Annotated in this window: 14 protein-coding genes; 4 read left to right on the plus strand and 10 right to left on the minus strand. The window is 72.2% G+C overall.

The genetic code is table 11. The features are described 5' to 3' along the window. Positions 1 to 42: 42 nt before the first annotated feature. The 3 genes from BM127_RS07015 to BM127_RS07025 form a co-directional block, all read right to left on the minus strand. Complete coding sequence (locus BM127_RS07015; protein WP_091196442.1) at positions 43 to 1,797, minus strand: acetolactate synthase large subunit; 1,755 nt, start codon at positions 1,795 to 1,797, stop codon at positions 43 to 45. Between the two features lie 247 nt (positions 1,798 to 2,044). After that, positions 2,045 to 2,719 (minus strand): 4a-hydroxytetrahydrobiopterin dehydratase, encoded by a 675-nt coding sequence (locus BM127_RS07020; protein ID WP_091196904.1) that lies wholly within the window; start codon positions 2,717 to 2,719, stop codon positions 2,045 to 2,047. A 58-nt stretch (positions 2,720 to 2,777) separates the two neighbouring features. Then, positions 2,778 to 3,797, minus strand: coding sequence for a S66 family peptidase (locus tag BM127_RS07025; protein WP_091196444.1), 1,020 nt, complete (start codon positions 3,795 to 3,797; stop codon positions 2,778 to 2,780). Positions 3,798 to 3,847: 50 nt separating this feature from the next. Between BM127_RS07025 and BM127_RS07030 the strand changes: the two genes are divergently transcribed. Then, complete coding sequence (locus BM127_RS07030) at positions 3,848 to 4,297, plus strand: DUF6973 domain-containing protein (protein WP_091196447.1); 450 nt, start codon at positions 3,848 to 3,850, stop codon at positions 4,295 to 4,297. A 139-nt stretch (positions 4,298 to 4,436) separates the two neighbouring features. On the opposite strand, the gene BM127_RS07035 is transcribed toward BM127_RS07030, so the two are convergent. The 6 genes from BM127_RS07035 to BM127_RS07060 form a co-directional block, all read right to left on the minus strand. Beyond that, positions 4,437 to 4,874, minus strand: a complete 438-nt coding sequence (locus BM127_RS07035) for a deoxycytidylate deaminase (RefSeq protein WP_091196448.1) — start codon at positions 4,872 to 4,874, stop codon at positions 4,437 to 4,439. Continuing rightward, positions 4,871 to 5,287: a VOC family protein gene (locus tag BM127_RS07040; RefSeq protein WP_091196451.1), complete on the minus strand. Its 417-nt coding sequence runs from the start codon at positions 5,285 to 5,287 to the stop codon at positions 4,871 to 4,873. The genes BM127_RS07035 and BM127_RS07040 overlap by 4 nt, the downstream gene beginning before the upstream one ends. A 1-nt stretch (position 5,288) precedes the next feature. Beyond that, the gene (locus BM127_RS07045; protein WP_231263300.1) at positions 5,289 to 6,047 is read right to left on the minus strand and encodes a GNAT family N-acetyltransferase; all 759 of its coding nucleotides are present in this window, start codon (positions 6,045 to 6,047) and stop codon (positions 5,289 to 5,291) included. 8 nt (positions 6,048 to 6,055) lie between these two features. Then, entirely contained in the window at positions 6,056 to 7,261 is a 1,206-nt protein-coding gene (gene kynU, locus BM127_RS07050; RefSeq protein ID WP_231263301.1) for a kynureninase, read from the minus strand. A 37-nt stretch (positions 7,262 to 7,298) separates the two neighbouring features. Then, a complete protein-coding gene (ilvD, locus tag BM127_RS07055) occupies positions 7,299 to 8,990 on the minus strand; it encodes a dihydroxy-acid dehydratase (RefSeq protein WP_091196458.1) in 1,692 nt (563 codons plus the stop codon). A gap of 79 nt (positions 8,991 to 9,069) precedes the next feature. Then, the gene (locus BM127_RS07060) at positions 9,070 to 10,173 is read right to left on the minus strand and encodes a WD40/YVTN/BNR-like repeat-containing protein (protein WP_091196461.1); all 1,104 of its coding nucleotides are present in this window, start codon (positions 10,171 to 10,173) and stop codon (positions 9,070 to 9,072) included. 65 nt (positions 10,174 to 10,238) lie between these two features. Here BM127_RS07060 and BM127_RS07065 point away from each other — a divergent pair, with 65 nt between their 5' ends. The 3 genes from BM127_RS07065 to BM127_RS07075 are packed head-to-tail and all read left to right on the plus strand — an operon-like array spanning position 10,239 to position 12,847. After that, the gene (locus BM127_RS07065) at positions 10,239 to 10,820 is read left to right on the plus strand and encodes a PadR family transcriptional regulator (RefSeq protein WP_091196464.1); all 582 of its coding nucleotides are present in this window, start codon (positions 10,239 to 10,241) and stop codon (positions 10,818 to 10,820) included. 9 nt (positions 10,821 to 10,829) lie between these two features. Further along, positions 10,830 to 11,693, plus strand: a complete 864-nt coding sequence (locus BM127_RS07070; RefSeq protein WP_231263302.1) for an EamA family transporter — start codon at positions 10,830 to 10,832, stop codon at positions 11,691 to 11,693. Further along, the gene (locus BM127_RS07075; RefSeq protein WP_091196908.1) at positions 11,690 to 12,847 is read left to right on the plus strand and encodes a PQQ-dependent sugar dehydrogenase; all 1,158 of its coding nucleotides are present in this window, start codon (positions 11,690 to 11,692) and stop codon (positions 12,845 to 12,847) included. The genes BM127_RS07070 and BM127_RS07075 overlap by 4 nt, the downstream gene beginning before the upstream one ends. 20 nt (positions 12,848 to 12,867) lie before the next feature. On the opposite strand, the gene BM127_RS07080 is transcribed toward BM127_RS07075, so the two are convergent. Further along, positions 12,868 to 14,439, minus strand: a complete 1,572-nt coding sequence (locus BM127_RS07080) for an alkaline phosphatase D family protein (RefSeq protein ID WP_231263303.1) — start codon at positions 14,437 to 14,439, stop codon at positions 12,868 to 12,870. Positions 14,440 to 14,492: the final 53 nt, after the last annotated feature.

Here is a 14,492-nt window from a genome sequence, read left to right on the forward strand (position 1 = left end):
TCTCCTTGGTTTCGACACGCTCGCTGCTCGACCGGCGGCCCATCACAGGTCGTTCTCGTCGAAGTCGGGCGCCAGGTCCCGGGCGTACTTGATCTCGTCGTTGCTGCTGCCGGCGGCGACCATCGGCCACACCATCGCGTCGCGGTGCACCCGGAAGTCGACCACGACGGGCTGGTCGTTGATCGCCATGGCCTTCTCGATCGTGGCGTCGACCTCCTCCGGCGACTCGCAGGCAAGCCCGACGCAGCCGTAGGCGTCGGCGAGCTTGACGAAGTCGGGGATCCGCTTGGAGTGCAGGTCGGTGTTGGAGTAGCGCTCGTTGTAGAACAGCGTCTGCCACTGCCGGACCATGCCGAGCGACTCGTTGTTGATGATCGCGACCTTGATCGGGATGTCGTTGATCGCGCAGGTGGCGAGCTCCTGGTTGGTCATCTGGAAGCAGCCGTCGCCGTCGACCGCCCAGACCGTGCTGTCCGGCATGCCGACCTTGGCCCCCATCGCGGCGGGCACCGCGTAACCCATCGTGCCGAGCCCGCCGGAGTTGAGCCACGTGTTGGGCAACTCGTAGCCGATGAACTGCGCGGCCCACATCTGGTGCTGACCGACACCCGAGGTGAAGATCGTGTCGGGGCCGGCGATCGCACCGAGCCGCTCGATGACGTACTGCGGGGCGAGGCCGGTGGCCGGGGTGTCGTAGCCGAGCGGGTACTGCTTCTTGACGCCGGCGAGGAAGGCGACCCAGGCCTCGTAGTCACCGTCGGCGCCCTCGGTCTGGAGGAGTGTCACGAGCTGGGCGATGACCTCCTTGCAGTCACCCACGATCGGCACGTCGGTGTGGCGGTTCTTGCCGATCTCGGCCGGGTCGATGTCGGCGTGGATGACGAGCGCGTGGGGGGCGAACGAGTCGAGGTTGCCGGTCACGCGGTCGTCGAAGCGCGCACCGAGGCTGATGATCAGGTCGCTCTTCTGGAGGCCGGCGACCGCGGCCACCGTGCCGTGCATGCCCGGCATGCCGAGGTTCTGCGGGTGGCTGTCGGGGAACGCACCCCGGGCCATCAGCGTGGTGACGACGGGGATGCCGGTCAGCGCCGCCAGCTGGGCGAGCTCGCGGGACGCGCGCGCCCGGATCACGCCACCGCCGACGTAGAGCACCGGGCGCCGGGCGTCCTTGATCAGGCGCACGGCCTCGCGGATCTGCTTGGCGTGGGGCGTCGTCACGGGCCGGTAGCCGGGAAGGTGCAGCTCGGTCGGCCAGGCGAAGGTGGTCTGCGCCTGCAGCGCCGACTTCGCGATGTCCACGAGCACCGGCCCCGGACGGCCGGTGGAGGCGATGTGGAACGCCTCGGCGATCCGGGCCGGGATGTCGGCCGGGTCGGTCACGAGGAAGTTGTGCTTGGTGATCGGCATCGTGATGCCCCGGATGTCGGCCTCCTGGAAGGCGTCCGTGCCGATCATCGAGGCGCCCACCTGGCCGGTGATCGCCACGAGGGGCACCGAGTCCATGTGGGCGTCGGCGAGCGGCGTCACCAGGTTGGTCGCGCCCGGACCCGAGGTGGCCATGCAGACGCCCACCCGCCCGGTCGCCGCGGCGTACCCCTGGGCGGCGTGCCCGGCACCCTGCTCGTGGCGGACCAGGATGTGCCGGATCCGCGTGGAGTCCATCAACGGGTCGTACGCCGGGAGGATCGCGCCGCCCGGGATGCCGAAGATGTCGGTGACGCCGGCCGCCTCCAGGGAGGTCACCAGGCTCTGTGCCCCTGAGACCGCCCCGCTGCCCTTCCCGTCCTGCTCCGTCATGGCTTCTCTTCCGTGAAGTACGTGGTGTGCCCAACAACTGAGCCCATAAAAAAGCCCCCCGGCCCGGTGGGCGACGAGGGGGGACGCGAGTGCTGCGGTCGGTGTGACCTCAGCTCACGCGTCGCGTGCGTACAAGAATCTCGGTGCGCATGTAACAACCGTCGTCGCCGGGACCGTCCGACGTCAAGCAAGTGTGACAGTCGTCCCACCATGTGGAACGAGAGTCTCGAATGCTGGCACGCAACGCTCAGCGGTTGAGCCTCGTGCAGATGCACGACCGGTTGCCGTCGGCATCGGCGAGCACCCAGAACGACGGAGCCTCGGCGTCGCTGACGAGCGTGCCGCCGGCGTCGAGCACGGCCTGGACGCGCCGCTCGCCCTCGTCGTGGGGCACCCAGACGTCGAAGTGCCAGCGCTGCTCGGGGTCCTGCGGGGGCAGGTGCGAGACCTCTCCCGGGTCGCCCGGCCCCTGGAACCACAGCCCCGGCACCTGACCACTGGGATCGACGGGCTCACCGTCGCGCACCTCTCCCCCGAGCAGGGCGGCATAGAACGCGCCGAGGTGCTCGGGCGCCGAGGTGTCGAGGCCCGGCTCGAGCTGCGTGAGCCCGGAGACGTCGGCCGTGGCCCCCGCCTCGGCCGCGAACCCGCTGATCCTCCGGGCGAGGTCGAGGTCGCGGCTGGTGATGCCGCCGACGTCGTGGCTGGAGAGCGTCACGATCACCTCGGGATAGGTGAGCGAGATGTCGGGGTGGTGCCCGGCCTCCTCGGCGGCCGCACCGATGCGGTCCACCAGCGCGAGGCCGGTGGCGAAGTCGCCGGTGCGGAACCGCGCGCGGATGCCGGTGAGGAGGTGGCGCCAGTCGTCGAGACCGGCCTCGCGGACCTGGTCTGCGGTGAGCTTCTGCTTCGGGTCACTCATGTCACCGACAGTGCCACGCACCACCGACAGTGGCCACCCCCGCAGGTGCACCTCCTGGTCAGCGCAGGTGCTGGGTGATCTCCCGCGTCTCCCCGTCGACCACCACCCGCGCGAGCGCTCCGTTGACCAGCGGCAGGTGGGGCGGGACGTGTCCGATCTCCAGGTCCAGCACGATCGGCAGGTCGAGGCGCCCGAGCGCGTCGACGACCGCCTCGCGCTGGGTCAGGTCCGGGTGGTCGGGGGCGCTCGTGCGCCCGACGAGCACGGCGGCTGCGTGCTCGAACCACCCGGCGAGCCGCATCCCGTGGAGGTGGCGGCAGATGTCGACGGCGTGGTCCTCGCAGGCCTCGAGGTAGACGACGGTGGGCTCGTCCAGGGTGGCCGCCCACGCCCGCACGTCGCCGTACGGTGTGCCGGCCAGGGGCGCGATCGTCTCGATGCACCCACCGACCAGACGTCCGGTCACGTCGACGCGGCCGCCGCCCAGCACCTCCCAGCGGCCCTCCCCCACGGACTTCCACGTCGTCGCACGCGGGTCCTCCTCGAAGCGCCACCAGTCGGTCACCAGCCCGGAGTCGCGCTGCACGAAGGGGCCGTCGCCACCCACGAGGTCGAGCCAGTGGAGCAGCCCGTCGGGGACGGCGTACGGGGTGTCGGCGAGGTTGTCGCCGTGGACCGTGGCCCAGCCGAGGCGGGTGGTGATCGGGAGCATCACGGTGGAGAGGTCGGAGAAGCCCACGAGCCAGGTCGGCTCGGCCTCGCCGAGCGCGTCCCAGTCGAGCAGGTCGACGAGGTCGATCGCGGTCTCGCCTCCCCACGGCGGCACGACGCACGCGAGGGCCGGGTCGGCGAGCATCCGGGTCAGCTCGGCCGCCCGCTGCGGTGCCGGCGCGGAGGTGAGGCCGGTGCCGTCCATGCACTCCCCCACCTCGACGTCGTACCCGCGCTCGCGGAGCCAGGCGACGCAGAAGTCGATCCGCGCCGCAGCATCCCCCGAGACCCCTGCCGACGGCGAGGTGACGCCGATCCGGTCACCGGGGCGGAGCGGTCGCGGGAAGCGCAGCGTCGAGGACGTCATGGCACGAGTCTGGCACCGCCCGCACCGTCCGCATCTGGCACTGTGGGTCCATGGCACTCGGCACCCTCCTCGACCAGGCCCTGCACAGCGCGACCGTCGTGCCGCGGCTCTCCGCGGCGGCGGTCAGGGCCGGGCTCGGGCCGGCCGGCACGGTCGAGGTGCTGCGGATCTCCGAGGCCGCGCTGCGGACCGCTGCGAGCGAGGGACGCGGCGTGGTGGGCCGGACCAACGCGCTGCGCCACTTCATGTGGCAGGCCGTGCTCACCGCCCGTTTCGGTCTCGACGCCGCGCGGTCCCTCGCCGCCGCCCAGGAGGCCGGCACTCCGAGCCGCAAGGACTCCGCGGTCGACGAGCACAACAATGCCGCGGGCCAGCAGTACGGCGCCGCGCACGCCGCGGAGCTGCAGATGGGCTCACCGTCGGAGGTGATGACCCTGCTGGTGCCGGTGGCGCTGGAGAAGTGGGACTCCGACGAGCTGGTCTGGATCAGGCCGCACTAGGTTTCGACACGCTCGTTCCTCGCTGCTCAACCGGCGGTGGGACGCTCGTTCCTCGCTGCTCAACCGGCGGTGGGACGCTCGTTCCTCGCTGCTCAACCGGCGGTGGGACGCTCGTTCCTCGCTGCTCGACCACCGAGGACTACCAGGTCGTGAGGCCCACCCGGTCGTGCTCGCCCTCGGGCCACACCGCGCGGACGACGCCGGCCGCGGCCAGTGCCTTGCGGCAGCCCGGGCAGGGCGGGTCGGTGATGTAGGCGGTCGAGCCCTTGGTGTCGCGGGTGGCGAACAGCAGCGCGTTGACCTCGGCGTGGATGGCGATGCAGAACCCCGCCGTGCCCGGCCGGTCGTAGTCGCCGAGCCCCGGCACGTCGTCGTACCCCAGCTGGCCGCGCGGGCAGGCGCCCATCAGGCAGTCGTCCTCGCCCGGCGCGGCACCGTTGTAGCCGGTCGCGATGATGCGGTGGTCGATCGTCAGCACGGCGCCGACTCGGCGGCGCGTGCACTTGGCGCGCGCGGAGACGGCCGAGGCGATGCCGAGGAAGTAGTCGTCCCAGCCGGGGACCGCGTGCGTGCTCACGGGAGCACAGACTGCCCGATCTCACCGGGGTTGTAGGCCACTTCCCAGCGGAAACCGTCGGGGTCGGCGAAGTAGCCGGTGTAGCCGCCCCACTCGCGCTCGACCGCGTCACCGACGTGGGAGGCCCCGGCGATCCGGGCCTGCTCGAGCACGGTGTCGACGCCCTGGGGGGTCGCGAGGTTGTGGGCCAGGGTGATCGGGGGTACGCCGCCGCGCGCCGGGGCGTGCCCGACCTCGGCGACGAACGCGTCCTCCGCCCACAGGCTCAGGACGACCTTGTCGGCGACGCGGAACATCAGCACCTCGCCCACCTCGTGGAGCTCAGGCTCCCACCCGAGGCCGTCGACGTAGAACTTCCGGGTGGCCTCGAGGTCCGTCACCACGAGCGTGATGAAGCTGACGCGCTGGTCCATGTCAGTCCTCCTCCTGCCCGGCGCTCGCAGGCGCGGGCGGGCGGGCGGCGAGGCGGACCCGCTGCCGTCCCATGTCGTCGAAGTTGCTGTCGTCGAGCCAGTCGTCGAGCGCCTGGCGCACGCGCGGCCACTCGAGGTCGGTGATCGAGAACCAGTCGGTGTCGCGGTTGCGGCCCTTGTAGACCAGGGCGTTGCGGAAGCGACCCTCCCAGATGAAGCCGAGCCGGATCGCGGCGCGGCGCGACGCGCCGTTGAGGCTGTCGCACTTCCACTCGTAGCGTCGGTAGCCCAGCTCGTCGAAGGCGTGGCGCATGAGCAGGGCCATCGCCTCGGTGGCGGCCCGGCTGCGCTGGAGCTGGCGGCCGAGGGCGATCCCGCCCACCTCGATCGAGCCCATGGCCGGGTCGATCCGCATCAGCGAGCAGAAGCCCGCTGCACGGCCGGTCTCGACGGGCACGATCGCGAAGGCGACGGCGGCCGGCGCGTCCACCATCTGCTCGACGATCGACGTCAGCTCATCGCGCGTGCGGGGCCGCTCCCAGACGAGGTAGGTCCACAGCGCATCGTCGTCGGTGCGGCACAGCGCGGCGTACAGGTCGTCGACGTGCTGCGGCCCGATCGGCTCGAGTCGTACGCCGGCGCCCGTGAGCACCGTGTCGCTCGCGGGCGCAGTGGCGGGTGTCCAGTCGACGGGGCGGCCGAGGGGTTGCCCGTGGTCGTTGGTGGACCGGGTCCGCGTCGCCGACAGCTGCAAACCCACCGGCCCGCTCATCGCAGCGCCTCCGCGACGGCGGCCATGCCGCGCTCGACCTCGTCGAAGGAGGTGGAGAGCGGCGACAGCCCGATCCGCAGGCCGCCGGGGTCGCGGTAGTCGGGGATCACGTCGCGCTCCCACAGGCGCGCAGTGACCTCGCGCATCCGGTCGTGGTGGAGCGTCACGTGCCCGCCGCGCTGCGCGGGGTCGCGCGGCGAGGCGAGGGTGACGCCGGGCAGGGTCGCGTCGGCGAGCTCGACGGCGTACGACGTCAGCGCGACCGACTTGGCGCGGATCGCCTCCATGCCGGCCTCCTCGACCAGCTCGAGCATGCTCTGCATCGCGACCATCCCGAGGATCGGCGGGGTGCCGGAGATGAAGCGCCGCATCCCTGCCGCGGGGGTGTAGCCGGGTCCCATGAGGAACGGGTCGGCGTGGCCCATCCAGCCCTGGATCGGCTGTGTCAGCTCCCCCTGGAGGCGGGCGTTGACGTAGCCGAAGGCGGGCGAGCCGGGGCCGCCGTTGAGGTACTTGTAGGAGCAGCCGACGGCGAGGTCGGCATCCCACGCGTCGAGCTCGACGGGAAGGGCGCCGGCCGAGTGGCAGAGGTCCCACAGGACCAGCGCCCCGGCGTCGTGCGCGATCCGGGTGAGCTCGGGGGCGTCGGCGAGCCACGCGGAGCGGTAGGCGACGTGGTTGACCACGACGAGCGCCGTACGTTCAGAGACGGCCTTGCGCAGCTGGTCCGCGGTGACGCCGGCGGAGGTGTCGACCTCGATCCAGCACAGGGTCAGGCCGCGCTCGGCGGCGATGCCCTCGGCGACGTAGCGGTCGGTCGGGAAGTTGTCGGTGTCGATGACGATCTCGGTGCGGCCCGGGTCGGTGCGTACGGCGTGGTCGACGGCGGCGCGCATCAGCTTGTAGAGCCAGACCGTCGTGGAGTCGCCGATCGCGGTCTGGCCGGGCGCCGCGCCGAGGCAGATCCGGGCGAGGTCGTCGCCGAGGGTGGTGGGCAGGTCCATCCACCGCTCGTCCCAGCCGCGGATCAGGCGCTCTCCCCACTGCTGGCGGACGAACTCCGCCAGCCGGTCGGCGGCGGCCGCGACCGGCCGTCCGAGCGAGTTGCCGTCGAAGTAGACGAGGTCGGAGTCGGCGCCGACGAAACGCGCCCGGAAGGGGGCGAGCGGGTCGGCGGAGTCGAGGGCTGCTGCAGTGCTCACCACGCCAACCTATCGGCCGTGCGCGGACGGCCGGGCGTCAGTAGCAGACCGCTCCGTCGGCCGCCGAGTGCACGACCTTGCGGTACTTGCCGAGCACGCCGCGGGTGTACTTCGGCGGCAGCGGCTCCCAGCCGACGGCCCGCTTCGCGAGCTCGTCCTCGTCGACGTGGAGCTCGAGGGTCATCCCGGCCACGTCGAGGGTGATCCGGTCGCCGTCGCGGACGAAGGCGATCGGTCCCCCGTCGCTCGCCTCGGGGGCGATGTGGCCGACGCAGAGACCGGTCGTGCCGCCGGAGAAGCGCCCGTCGGTGATGAGCAGGACGTCCTTGCCGAGGCCGGCGCCCTTGATCGCACCGGTGATCGCCAGCATCTCGCGCATGCCCGGGCCGCCCTTGGGGCCCTCGTAGCGGATGACCACGACGTCACCGGCCTCGATGGCGCCCTCGGTCAGGGCGTCGAGCGCCTTGCGCTCGCCGTCGAAGACGCGAGCGGTGCCGGTGAAGGTCGAGTCGTCGAAGCCGGCGCTCTTGACCACGGCGCCGTCGGGAGCGAGCGAGCCCTTGAGGATGGTCAGCCCGCCGGTGGCGTGGATCGGCCGGTCGAGCTGGCGCAGGATCTCGCCGTCGAGCGGCTTGGGGTCGAGATCGGCGAGGTTCTCCGCCATCGTCTTCCCGGTGCAGGTGAGGACGTCGCCGTGCAGGTGGCCCGCGTCGAGCAGGGCCCGCAGCAGGACGGGGATGCCGCCGACGCGGTCGAAGTCGGTCCACACGAAGCGGCCGAAGGGCTTCATGTCGGCCAGGTGCGGGACCGTCCTGCCGATGCGGGTGAAGTCGTCGAGCGTCAGGTCGACCTCGGCCTCGCGGGCGATCGCGAGCAGGTGGAGCACGGCGTTGGTGGAGCCGCCGAGCGCCATGGCCATCGTGATCGCGTTCTCGAAGGCCGGGCGGGTCATGATCTGGCGCGCGGTGATGCCCTGGCGGAGCATCTCGACGACGGCCTCGCCGGACTTGTGGGCGAACCCGTCACGCCGGCGGTCGACCGCCGGCGGGGAGGAGCTCCCCGGGAGGCTCATGCCGAGGGCCTCGGCCACGCTCGCCATCGTGTTGGCGGTGTAGGCCCCGCCGCAGGCGCCCTCGCCCGGACAGATCGCCCGCTCGATCTCGTCGACCTTCTCGCGCGTCATCTTGCCCGCGAGGCAGGCACCGACGGCCTCGAAGGCGTCGATGATCGTGACGTCCTTGCCGTCGACCTGACCGGGCATGATCGTGCCGGCGTAGAGGAAGACGCTGGCCAGGTCGAGGCGGGCCGCGGCCATCAGCATGCCGGGCAGGGACTTGTCGCAGCCGGCGAGGAGCACCGAGCCGTCGAGGCGCTCGGCCATCATCACCGTCTCCACCGAGTCGGCGATGACCTCGCGGCTGACGAGGGAGTAGTGCATGCCCTCGTGGCCCATCGAGATGCCGTCGGAGACCGAGATGGTGCCGAACTCCAGCGGGTAGCCGCCGGCAGCGTGCACGCCGTTCTTCACGGCCTTCGCGAGGCGGTCGAGACTGAGGTTGCAGGGAGTGATCTCGTTCCAGCTCGACGCCACGCCGATCTGGGGCTTGTGCCAGTCGTCGTCACCCATCCCTACGGCGCGGAGCATCCCTCGAGCTGCGGTGGCCTCGAGGCCGTCGGTGACGGCTCGGCTCCGGGGCTTGATGTCGGGTGCGTCGGCTGCGTGGCTCATGCCGTCAGGCTAGTTGCCCCCTCCGCCCGCGGAGCGCTGTGTCTCACCTGCGGCGGGCCGCGCGGAGGTCGTCGAGCCGTCAGTCGATCTTCGCGGCGCGCACGACGAGCACGTCCGGGAGGTCCTTGTGGATCTCCTGCCACGACGTGCCCTCGTCCGGCGAGGCCCAGACCCCACCGTTGCGACCGCCGAAGTAGAGGCCCACCTCGGCATGGTCGTCCACACACATCGCGTCGCGCATCACCGCCGTGAAGTAGCCGTCCGGCAGCGCCCCGTCGCCCAGCGGCGCCCAGGACGAGCCGGCATCGGTGGTGCGGTAGACCCGCGCCCTGCCGTCCACGGGCCAGCGTGCCTCCGCGCCGGTGATCGGGAAGTTGTACGCCGTGTCCGCACGGTGGGGATGGGCCACCATCGCGAAGCCGAACTCCGTCGGCAGGCCCGGGGCGATGTCGGTCCACGAGGCGCCCCCGTCGTCGGAGCGGTAGACGCCGCCGTGGTTCTGGAGGTAGAGCCGATCCGGGTCCCCCGCGTCGCGGGCGACCTTGTGCACGCACTGGCCGAACTCCGGGTAGTTGCGCTCGCCGGGGAAGAACTCGGCCTTCACACCGGTGTTCGACGCAGACCACGACTCGCCGCCGTCGGAGGTGACGTACACCCCGCCGGTCGAGAGGGCGACGAGGACCCGGTCGGGGTCGGACGGGTGCGGAAGGATCGTGTGGAAGGCCTGTCCGCCGAAACCTTCGTTCCACTCCTCGCGGTGCGGGTGGTCCCACAGCCCCCGCACGAGCGAGAAGGTCTCGCCCCGGTCGGTCGAGCGGAAGACGGCACCGGGCTCGGTGCCCGCCCAGACGACGTCGGAGCCCCCGTCGGCCGAGAGCCCGGGCTGGAGCTGCCACACGCGGGCGAGCGTCGCCCCGGTGTCCTCGGGGAAGCGGGCGGCTCCGTTGGGCGTCTCGCCCCACGTCGCACCGAGGTCGTCCGAGCGCCAGACCTGCGGCCCGAGCCAGCTCGAGGACGCACCCGCCAGCAGGCGCGGGCGCTCGCCCCGGGAGTCGATCATGACGGAGTAGACCTCCTCCATCGGGAAGTGCGGCCCGGTCCACTCCCAGGCGGTCCGCGCCTCGTCGGAGGTGCCCAGCCACAGCCCCTTGCGAGTTCCGACCATGAGCAGGGTGCGCGACATCCGGGGCCTCCAGGAAGGTGTCAGATCGTGACTATTCCGATTAGGAACACTACCCTTCGAGGGAGATGAGTCAAGACATCCCGGTGACCGGCTACGCGATCCTCGGCCTCCTCACCTTCGGCGACGAGCTGACGGGGTACGAGATCAAGCAGCGTGCCGACATGACGCTGCGCTTCTACTGGGTCTCCCCCGCGATGAGCCAGGTCTACACCGAGCTGCGCCGCCTCACCGACCTCGGCCTCGTCGCCGCGGACGCCCGCACGGAAGGCAGCCGCGAGGTGACGTCGTACGCCATCACCGCTGCCGGGCAGGCGGCCCTGCGAGGGTGGATGGACGGCACGCCCGCCGGCTTCCCGGTGCTCAAGCACACGGTCCTGCTGCGGCTGCTCATCGCTCACGCCACCGAGCCCGCGCACACGCGGCAGATGCTGCACGACTACCTCGGCGAGCTCGACCGGGCCATCGACGACCTGGCCCAGGTGCGTGAGTCCCTGCGCGGGGCCGACCGACCGGGCGAGGCGTTCCGCTTCCCGTCGCTGGTGGCGGACTGGGGACTCGACTACTTCGCCGCGGAGACCCAGCACGCGAAGCGGGCACTGGCCGGCCTCGACGAGACCGGTCCGGAGGGGACGGTCCCGCCTGCATAGGCTGCGCGCGTGACCAGAGGACCGAGCCGCACCCTGCTCGGGCCCGTGGGACTGGTGCTGATCGGGATCCTGTCGGTCCAGCTCGGCGCGGCCATCGCCAAGGGCCTGTTCGGGGAGATCTCGCCGACCGCGATGGTCTGGCTCCGGCTGGTCACGAGCGCCCTCGTGCTGGCCGCGATCGCGCGCCCCCGGCTCACCGGCCGGACCCGTCGCGACTGGCTGGTGGTGGTCGGCTTCGGCCTCAGCCTGGCCACCATGAACTGGGCGATCTACCAGTCCTTCTCCCGCATCCCGCTGGGGATCGCGGTCACCATCGAGTTCGTCGGGCCACTGACCCTGGCCGTGCTCGGGTCCCACCGTGCCCGCGACGTGCTCTGGGTGCTGCTGGCCGGCGCCGGCGTCGTCCTCCTCGGCTTCCAGCGCACCGGCCTGGACGTGCTCGGCGTGGCGTACGCCCTGCTCGCCGGCGCCGCGTGGGCGGCGTACATCCTGCTCAGTGCCAGCACCGGCCGTCGCTGGGCGGGCTTCGACGGCCTCGCCGTCGCGAGCGTCATCGCCGCGGTGGGCATGACGCTGCCGGCCCTCCTGAGCGCCGGCACCAGCCTCTGGGACGGTCGGATCCTGCTCATCGGCGCGCTGGTCGGGCTGTTGAGCTCGGTCATCCCCTACAGCTGCGAGCTCGTCGCCCTGCGCAGCCTGCGTCCGGCGGTCTTCGGGATCCTGATGAGCCTCGAGCCGGCGGCCGCCGCGCTCGCCGCGATCGTCGTGCTGCAGGAGCACCTCACCCCCGTCCAGTGGCTGGCCATCGGATGCGTCGTCGCCGCGTCGATCGGCGCCACGCGTTCGGCGACACCCGGCACACTGGCGACATGAGACTGGGTCGCACGAGATCGGGAGGGGTCCTCGCCTCGGTGGCGCTGACCCTGGCTGCGACGTCGGCGTGCTCCGACGGAAGTCCCGCTCCGATCCCCCGTGTGACGCAACCGACCGACCTGCCCAGCCAGCCGACGCCCAGCGCCAGCGAGACGCCCGAGCCCACCACGGGCAGCGACGAGGGCGGGCCCCCGAAGGCCGTCGGCACCCTCGTCGACCTGCTCGAGGTGCCGTGGGGCGTCGACTTCCTCCCCGACGGTGCCGCAGTGGTCACGGAGCGGATCAGCGGCCGGGTGCTGCAGGTGGCGGCGGATGGCACCCTCACCCGTCTGGGCGGGATCTCGGCGGCGGTCCCCGAGGGCGAGGCCGGCCTGCTGGGCGTGGCCGTCTCCCCGGACTTCGACTCCGACCGGACGCTCTTCTTCTACCTCACCACCGGCACCGACAACCGGGTGGTGAGCGCTCCTCTGGACGGTACGACCCTGGGCGAGCCGACGGTCGTACTCGACGGGATCCCGCGGGGGTTCATCCACGACGGCGGCCGGATCGCCTTCGGCCCCGACGGCCACCTCTACGTGACCACCGGGGAGACCGGTGACCCGGCGCTCGCGCAGGATCCCGACAGCCTGGCCGGCAAGATCCTCCGGATCACCGCCGACGGCGAGCCGGCCCCCGGCAACCCCGACGCCGCCTCGCCCGTCTGGTCGCTCGGCCACCGCAACGTCCAGGGCCTGGCCTGGGACGACGAGGGGCGGCTCTGGGCCTCCGAGTTCGGCGACTCCGACTTCGACGAGCTCAACCTGATCGAGAAGGGCGCCAACTACGGCTGGCCGCAGGTCGAGGGCGTCGGCGGTGGCTCGGAGTTCGTCGACCCGCAGCTGGTCTGGCCGGTCGAGGAGGCCTCACCGAGCGGGCTGGCGTACGCCGACGGGCACCTCTGGATGGCCGGGCTCCGCGGCCAGCGGCTGTGGCGGATCAAGGTCTCCGGGGCGGGGAGGGCGTCGCAGCCGACCGCGTACTTCACCGAGGACTACGGCCGCCTGCGCACCGTGGTCACCACGCCCGACGGCCAGCTCTGGCTCACCACGTCCAACCGGGACGGCCGCGGCGAGCCGACGCCGGCGGACGACCGCATCATCGTCGTCCGGCCCTGACCGCCCCCGCACGACGACCCTCAGCCCACCTGGTGCAGCCGCGGCGAGCCCGCCTCCACGGCGAACGACGCCCGGGTGAAGGCAGGCGCACCGGGGACCCGGACGTAGGGCAGGCTGCGGTAGTCCGCGCGCAGCTCCTCCGCGGTGAACCGCAGGGCGACGTAGCCGCGGAGGTCGTTCCAGAACTGGACCTGGGGGTTGGTCCGTCCCCACCGGTAGCTGCCGTCGGGTGAGTCCTCGCCGTCGCCGTTGGACGTGATCGAGGTGCAGATGAGCTCGGGGGCGGCGACCGAGTCGGGGTCCTCGTGGTCGGCCCAGACCTCGGTGGCGAAGGCGTCGTGGACGTCGCCGGTCAGCACCACCGGGTTGGTGGCCTCGCGCATCGAGGCGAGGACGCGGTCCCGGCAGGCCGGGTAACCGTCCCAGCTGTCCATGGAGAGCCGGTCGATCTCCAGGGGGCTCAGCTCGAGGCGGCCCATCGGCACCTGCTGGCCGAGCACGTCCCACGTGGCGGTCGAGGTCCGCAGTCCGTCGGCGATCCACGCCTCCTGCTCCTCGCCGAGGATCGAGCGGGTCGGCTCCCAGGTCTCCTCGCACGTGCCCATGCCGTCGCCGCAGGCCTGCTGGTCGCGGTACTGACGGGTGTCGAGCATGTGGAACGTCGCCAGCCGGCCCCAGCCGAAGCGGCGGTGGGCCTTCAGCTCCGGGCCCTGCGGGTAGGCCGAACGGCGCAGCGGCATGTTCTCCCAGTAGGCGCGCAGCGCGGCCGTCCGCCGGTCGTCGAACCGGCCGGGGGCGGTCGAGGGTCCGGGCCGGTCGGCCGCCCAGTTGTCGGTCAGCTCGTGGTCGTCGAAGACGGCCACCCAGGGCGCGGTCGCGTGCAGGAGCTGGAGGTCCGGGTCGGTCTTGTACTGCGCGTGGCGGCGCCGGTAGTCGGCCAGCGTGACGGTCTCCGGCCCCTCGTGGCTGCGGACGTTCCCGCTCCGCGCGGGCTCGAAGCCGGGGTCGTACTCGTAGAGGTAGTCCCCGAGGTGCAGCACGAGGTCGGGCTCGTCCTCGGCCATGCGGCGGTAGGCGGTGAACCAGCCGTGCTCCCACTGCGCGCACGATGCGAAGGCCACCGAGAGCGCGGACGGCACCGAGGTGGACCGCGGTGCCGTCCTGGTGCGGCCGACCGGCGACAGGTGCCGGTCGAGGCGGAACCGGTAGAAGTGGTCGCGGTCCGGTTCGAGTCCCGACGGCTCGAGGTGGATCGAGTGGCCCTGCTCGGGTCCGGTGCGGGACACCCCGCTCCGGACCACCCGTCGGAAACGGGCGTCGGTGGCGACCTGCCACTCGACACGGCGTACGCCCTGCCCCATGCCGCCGAGCCCGTCGTCGTCGAGCGGCAGCTGGGCCAGCCGGGTCCAGAGCACGAAGCCGTCCGGGGACGGGTCCCCGCTGGCCACCCCCAGGCTGAACGGGTTGTCCAGCGGCGTCTGCGCCGCGGCGCTGGGTCGCAGGTCGAGCGGGGGGCCGGTCATGCCCGGCAGGAAGGTGGCACCCGTGGCCAGGAGGCCACCCTTGAGCAGCACCCGCCGCGACGTCTCCACGTCCCGTCACGCTGGCCCTGTCGACTGGCCGTACGACGACGGCCCGGTGACCA

Source organism: Nocardioides alpinus (assembly GCF_900112035.1).
Taxonomy (GTDB): domain Bacteria; phylum Actinomycetota; class Actinomycetes; order Propionibacteriales; family Nocardioidaceae; genus Nocardioides; species Nocardioides alpinus.

Coding starts and splice junctions, on each gene's coding strand:
- BM127_RS07065 (WP_091196464.1), top strand. CDS start 10,239: ATGAGTCAAGACATCCCGGTGACCGGCTACGCGATCCTCGGCCTCCTC.
- BM127_RS07020 (WP_091196904.1), bottom strand. CDS start 2,719: ATGAGTGACCCGAAGCAGAAGCTCACCGCAGACCAGGTCCGCGAGGCC.
- BM127_RS07025 (WP_091196444.1), bottom strand. CDS start 3,797: ATGACGTCCTCGACGCTGCGCTTCCCGCGACCGCTCCGCCCCGGTGAC.
- BM127_RS07075 (WP_091196908.1), top strand. CDS start 11,690: ATGAGACTGGGTCGCACGAGATCGGGAGGGGTCCTCGCCTCGGTGGCG.
- BM127_RS07060 (WP_091196461.1), bottom strand. CDS start 10,173: ATGTCGCGCACCCTGCTCATGGTCGGAACTCGCAAGGGGCTGTGGCTG.
- BM127_RS07030 (WP_091196447.1), top strand. CDS start 3,848: ATGGCACTCGGCACCCTCCTCGACCAGGCCCTGCACAGCGCGACCGTC.
- ilvD (WP_091196458.1), bottom strand. CDS start 8,990: ATGAGCCACGCAGCCGACGCACCCGACATCAAGCCCCGGAGCCGAGCC.
- BM127_RS07015 (WP_091196442.1), bottom strand. CDS start 1,797: ATGACGGAGCAGGACGGGAAGGGCAGCGGGGCGGTCTCAGGGGCACAG.
- BM127_RS07040 (WP_091196451.1), bottom strand. CDS start 5,287: ATGGACCAGCGCGTCAGCTTCATCACGCTCGTGGTGACGGACCTCGAG.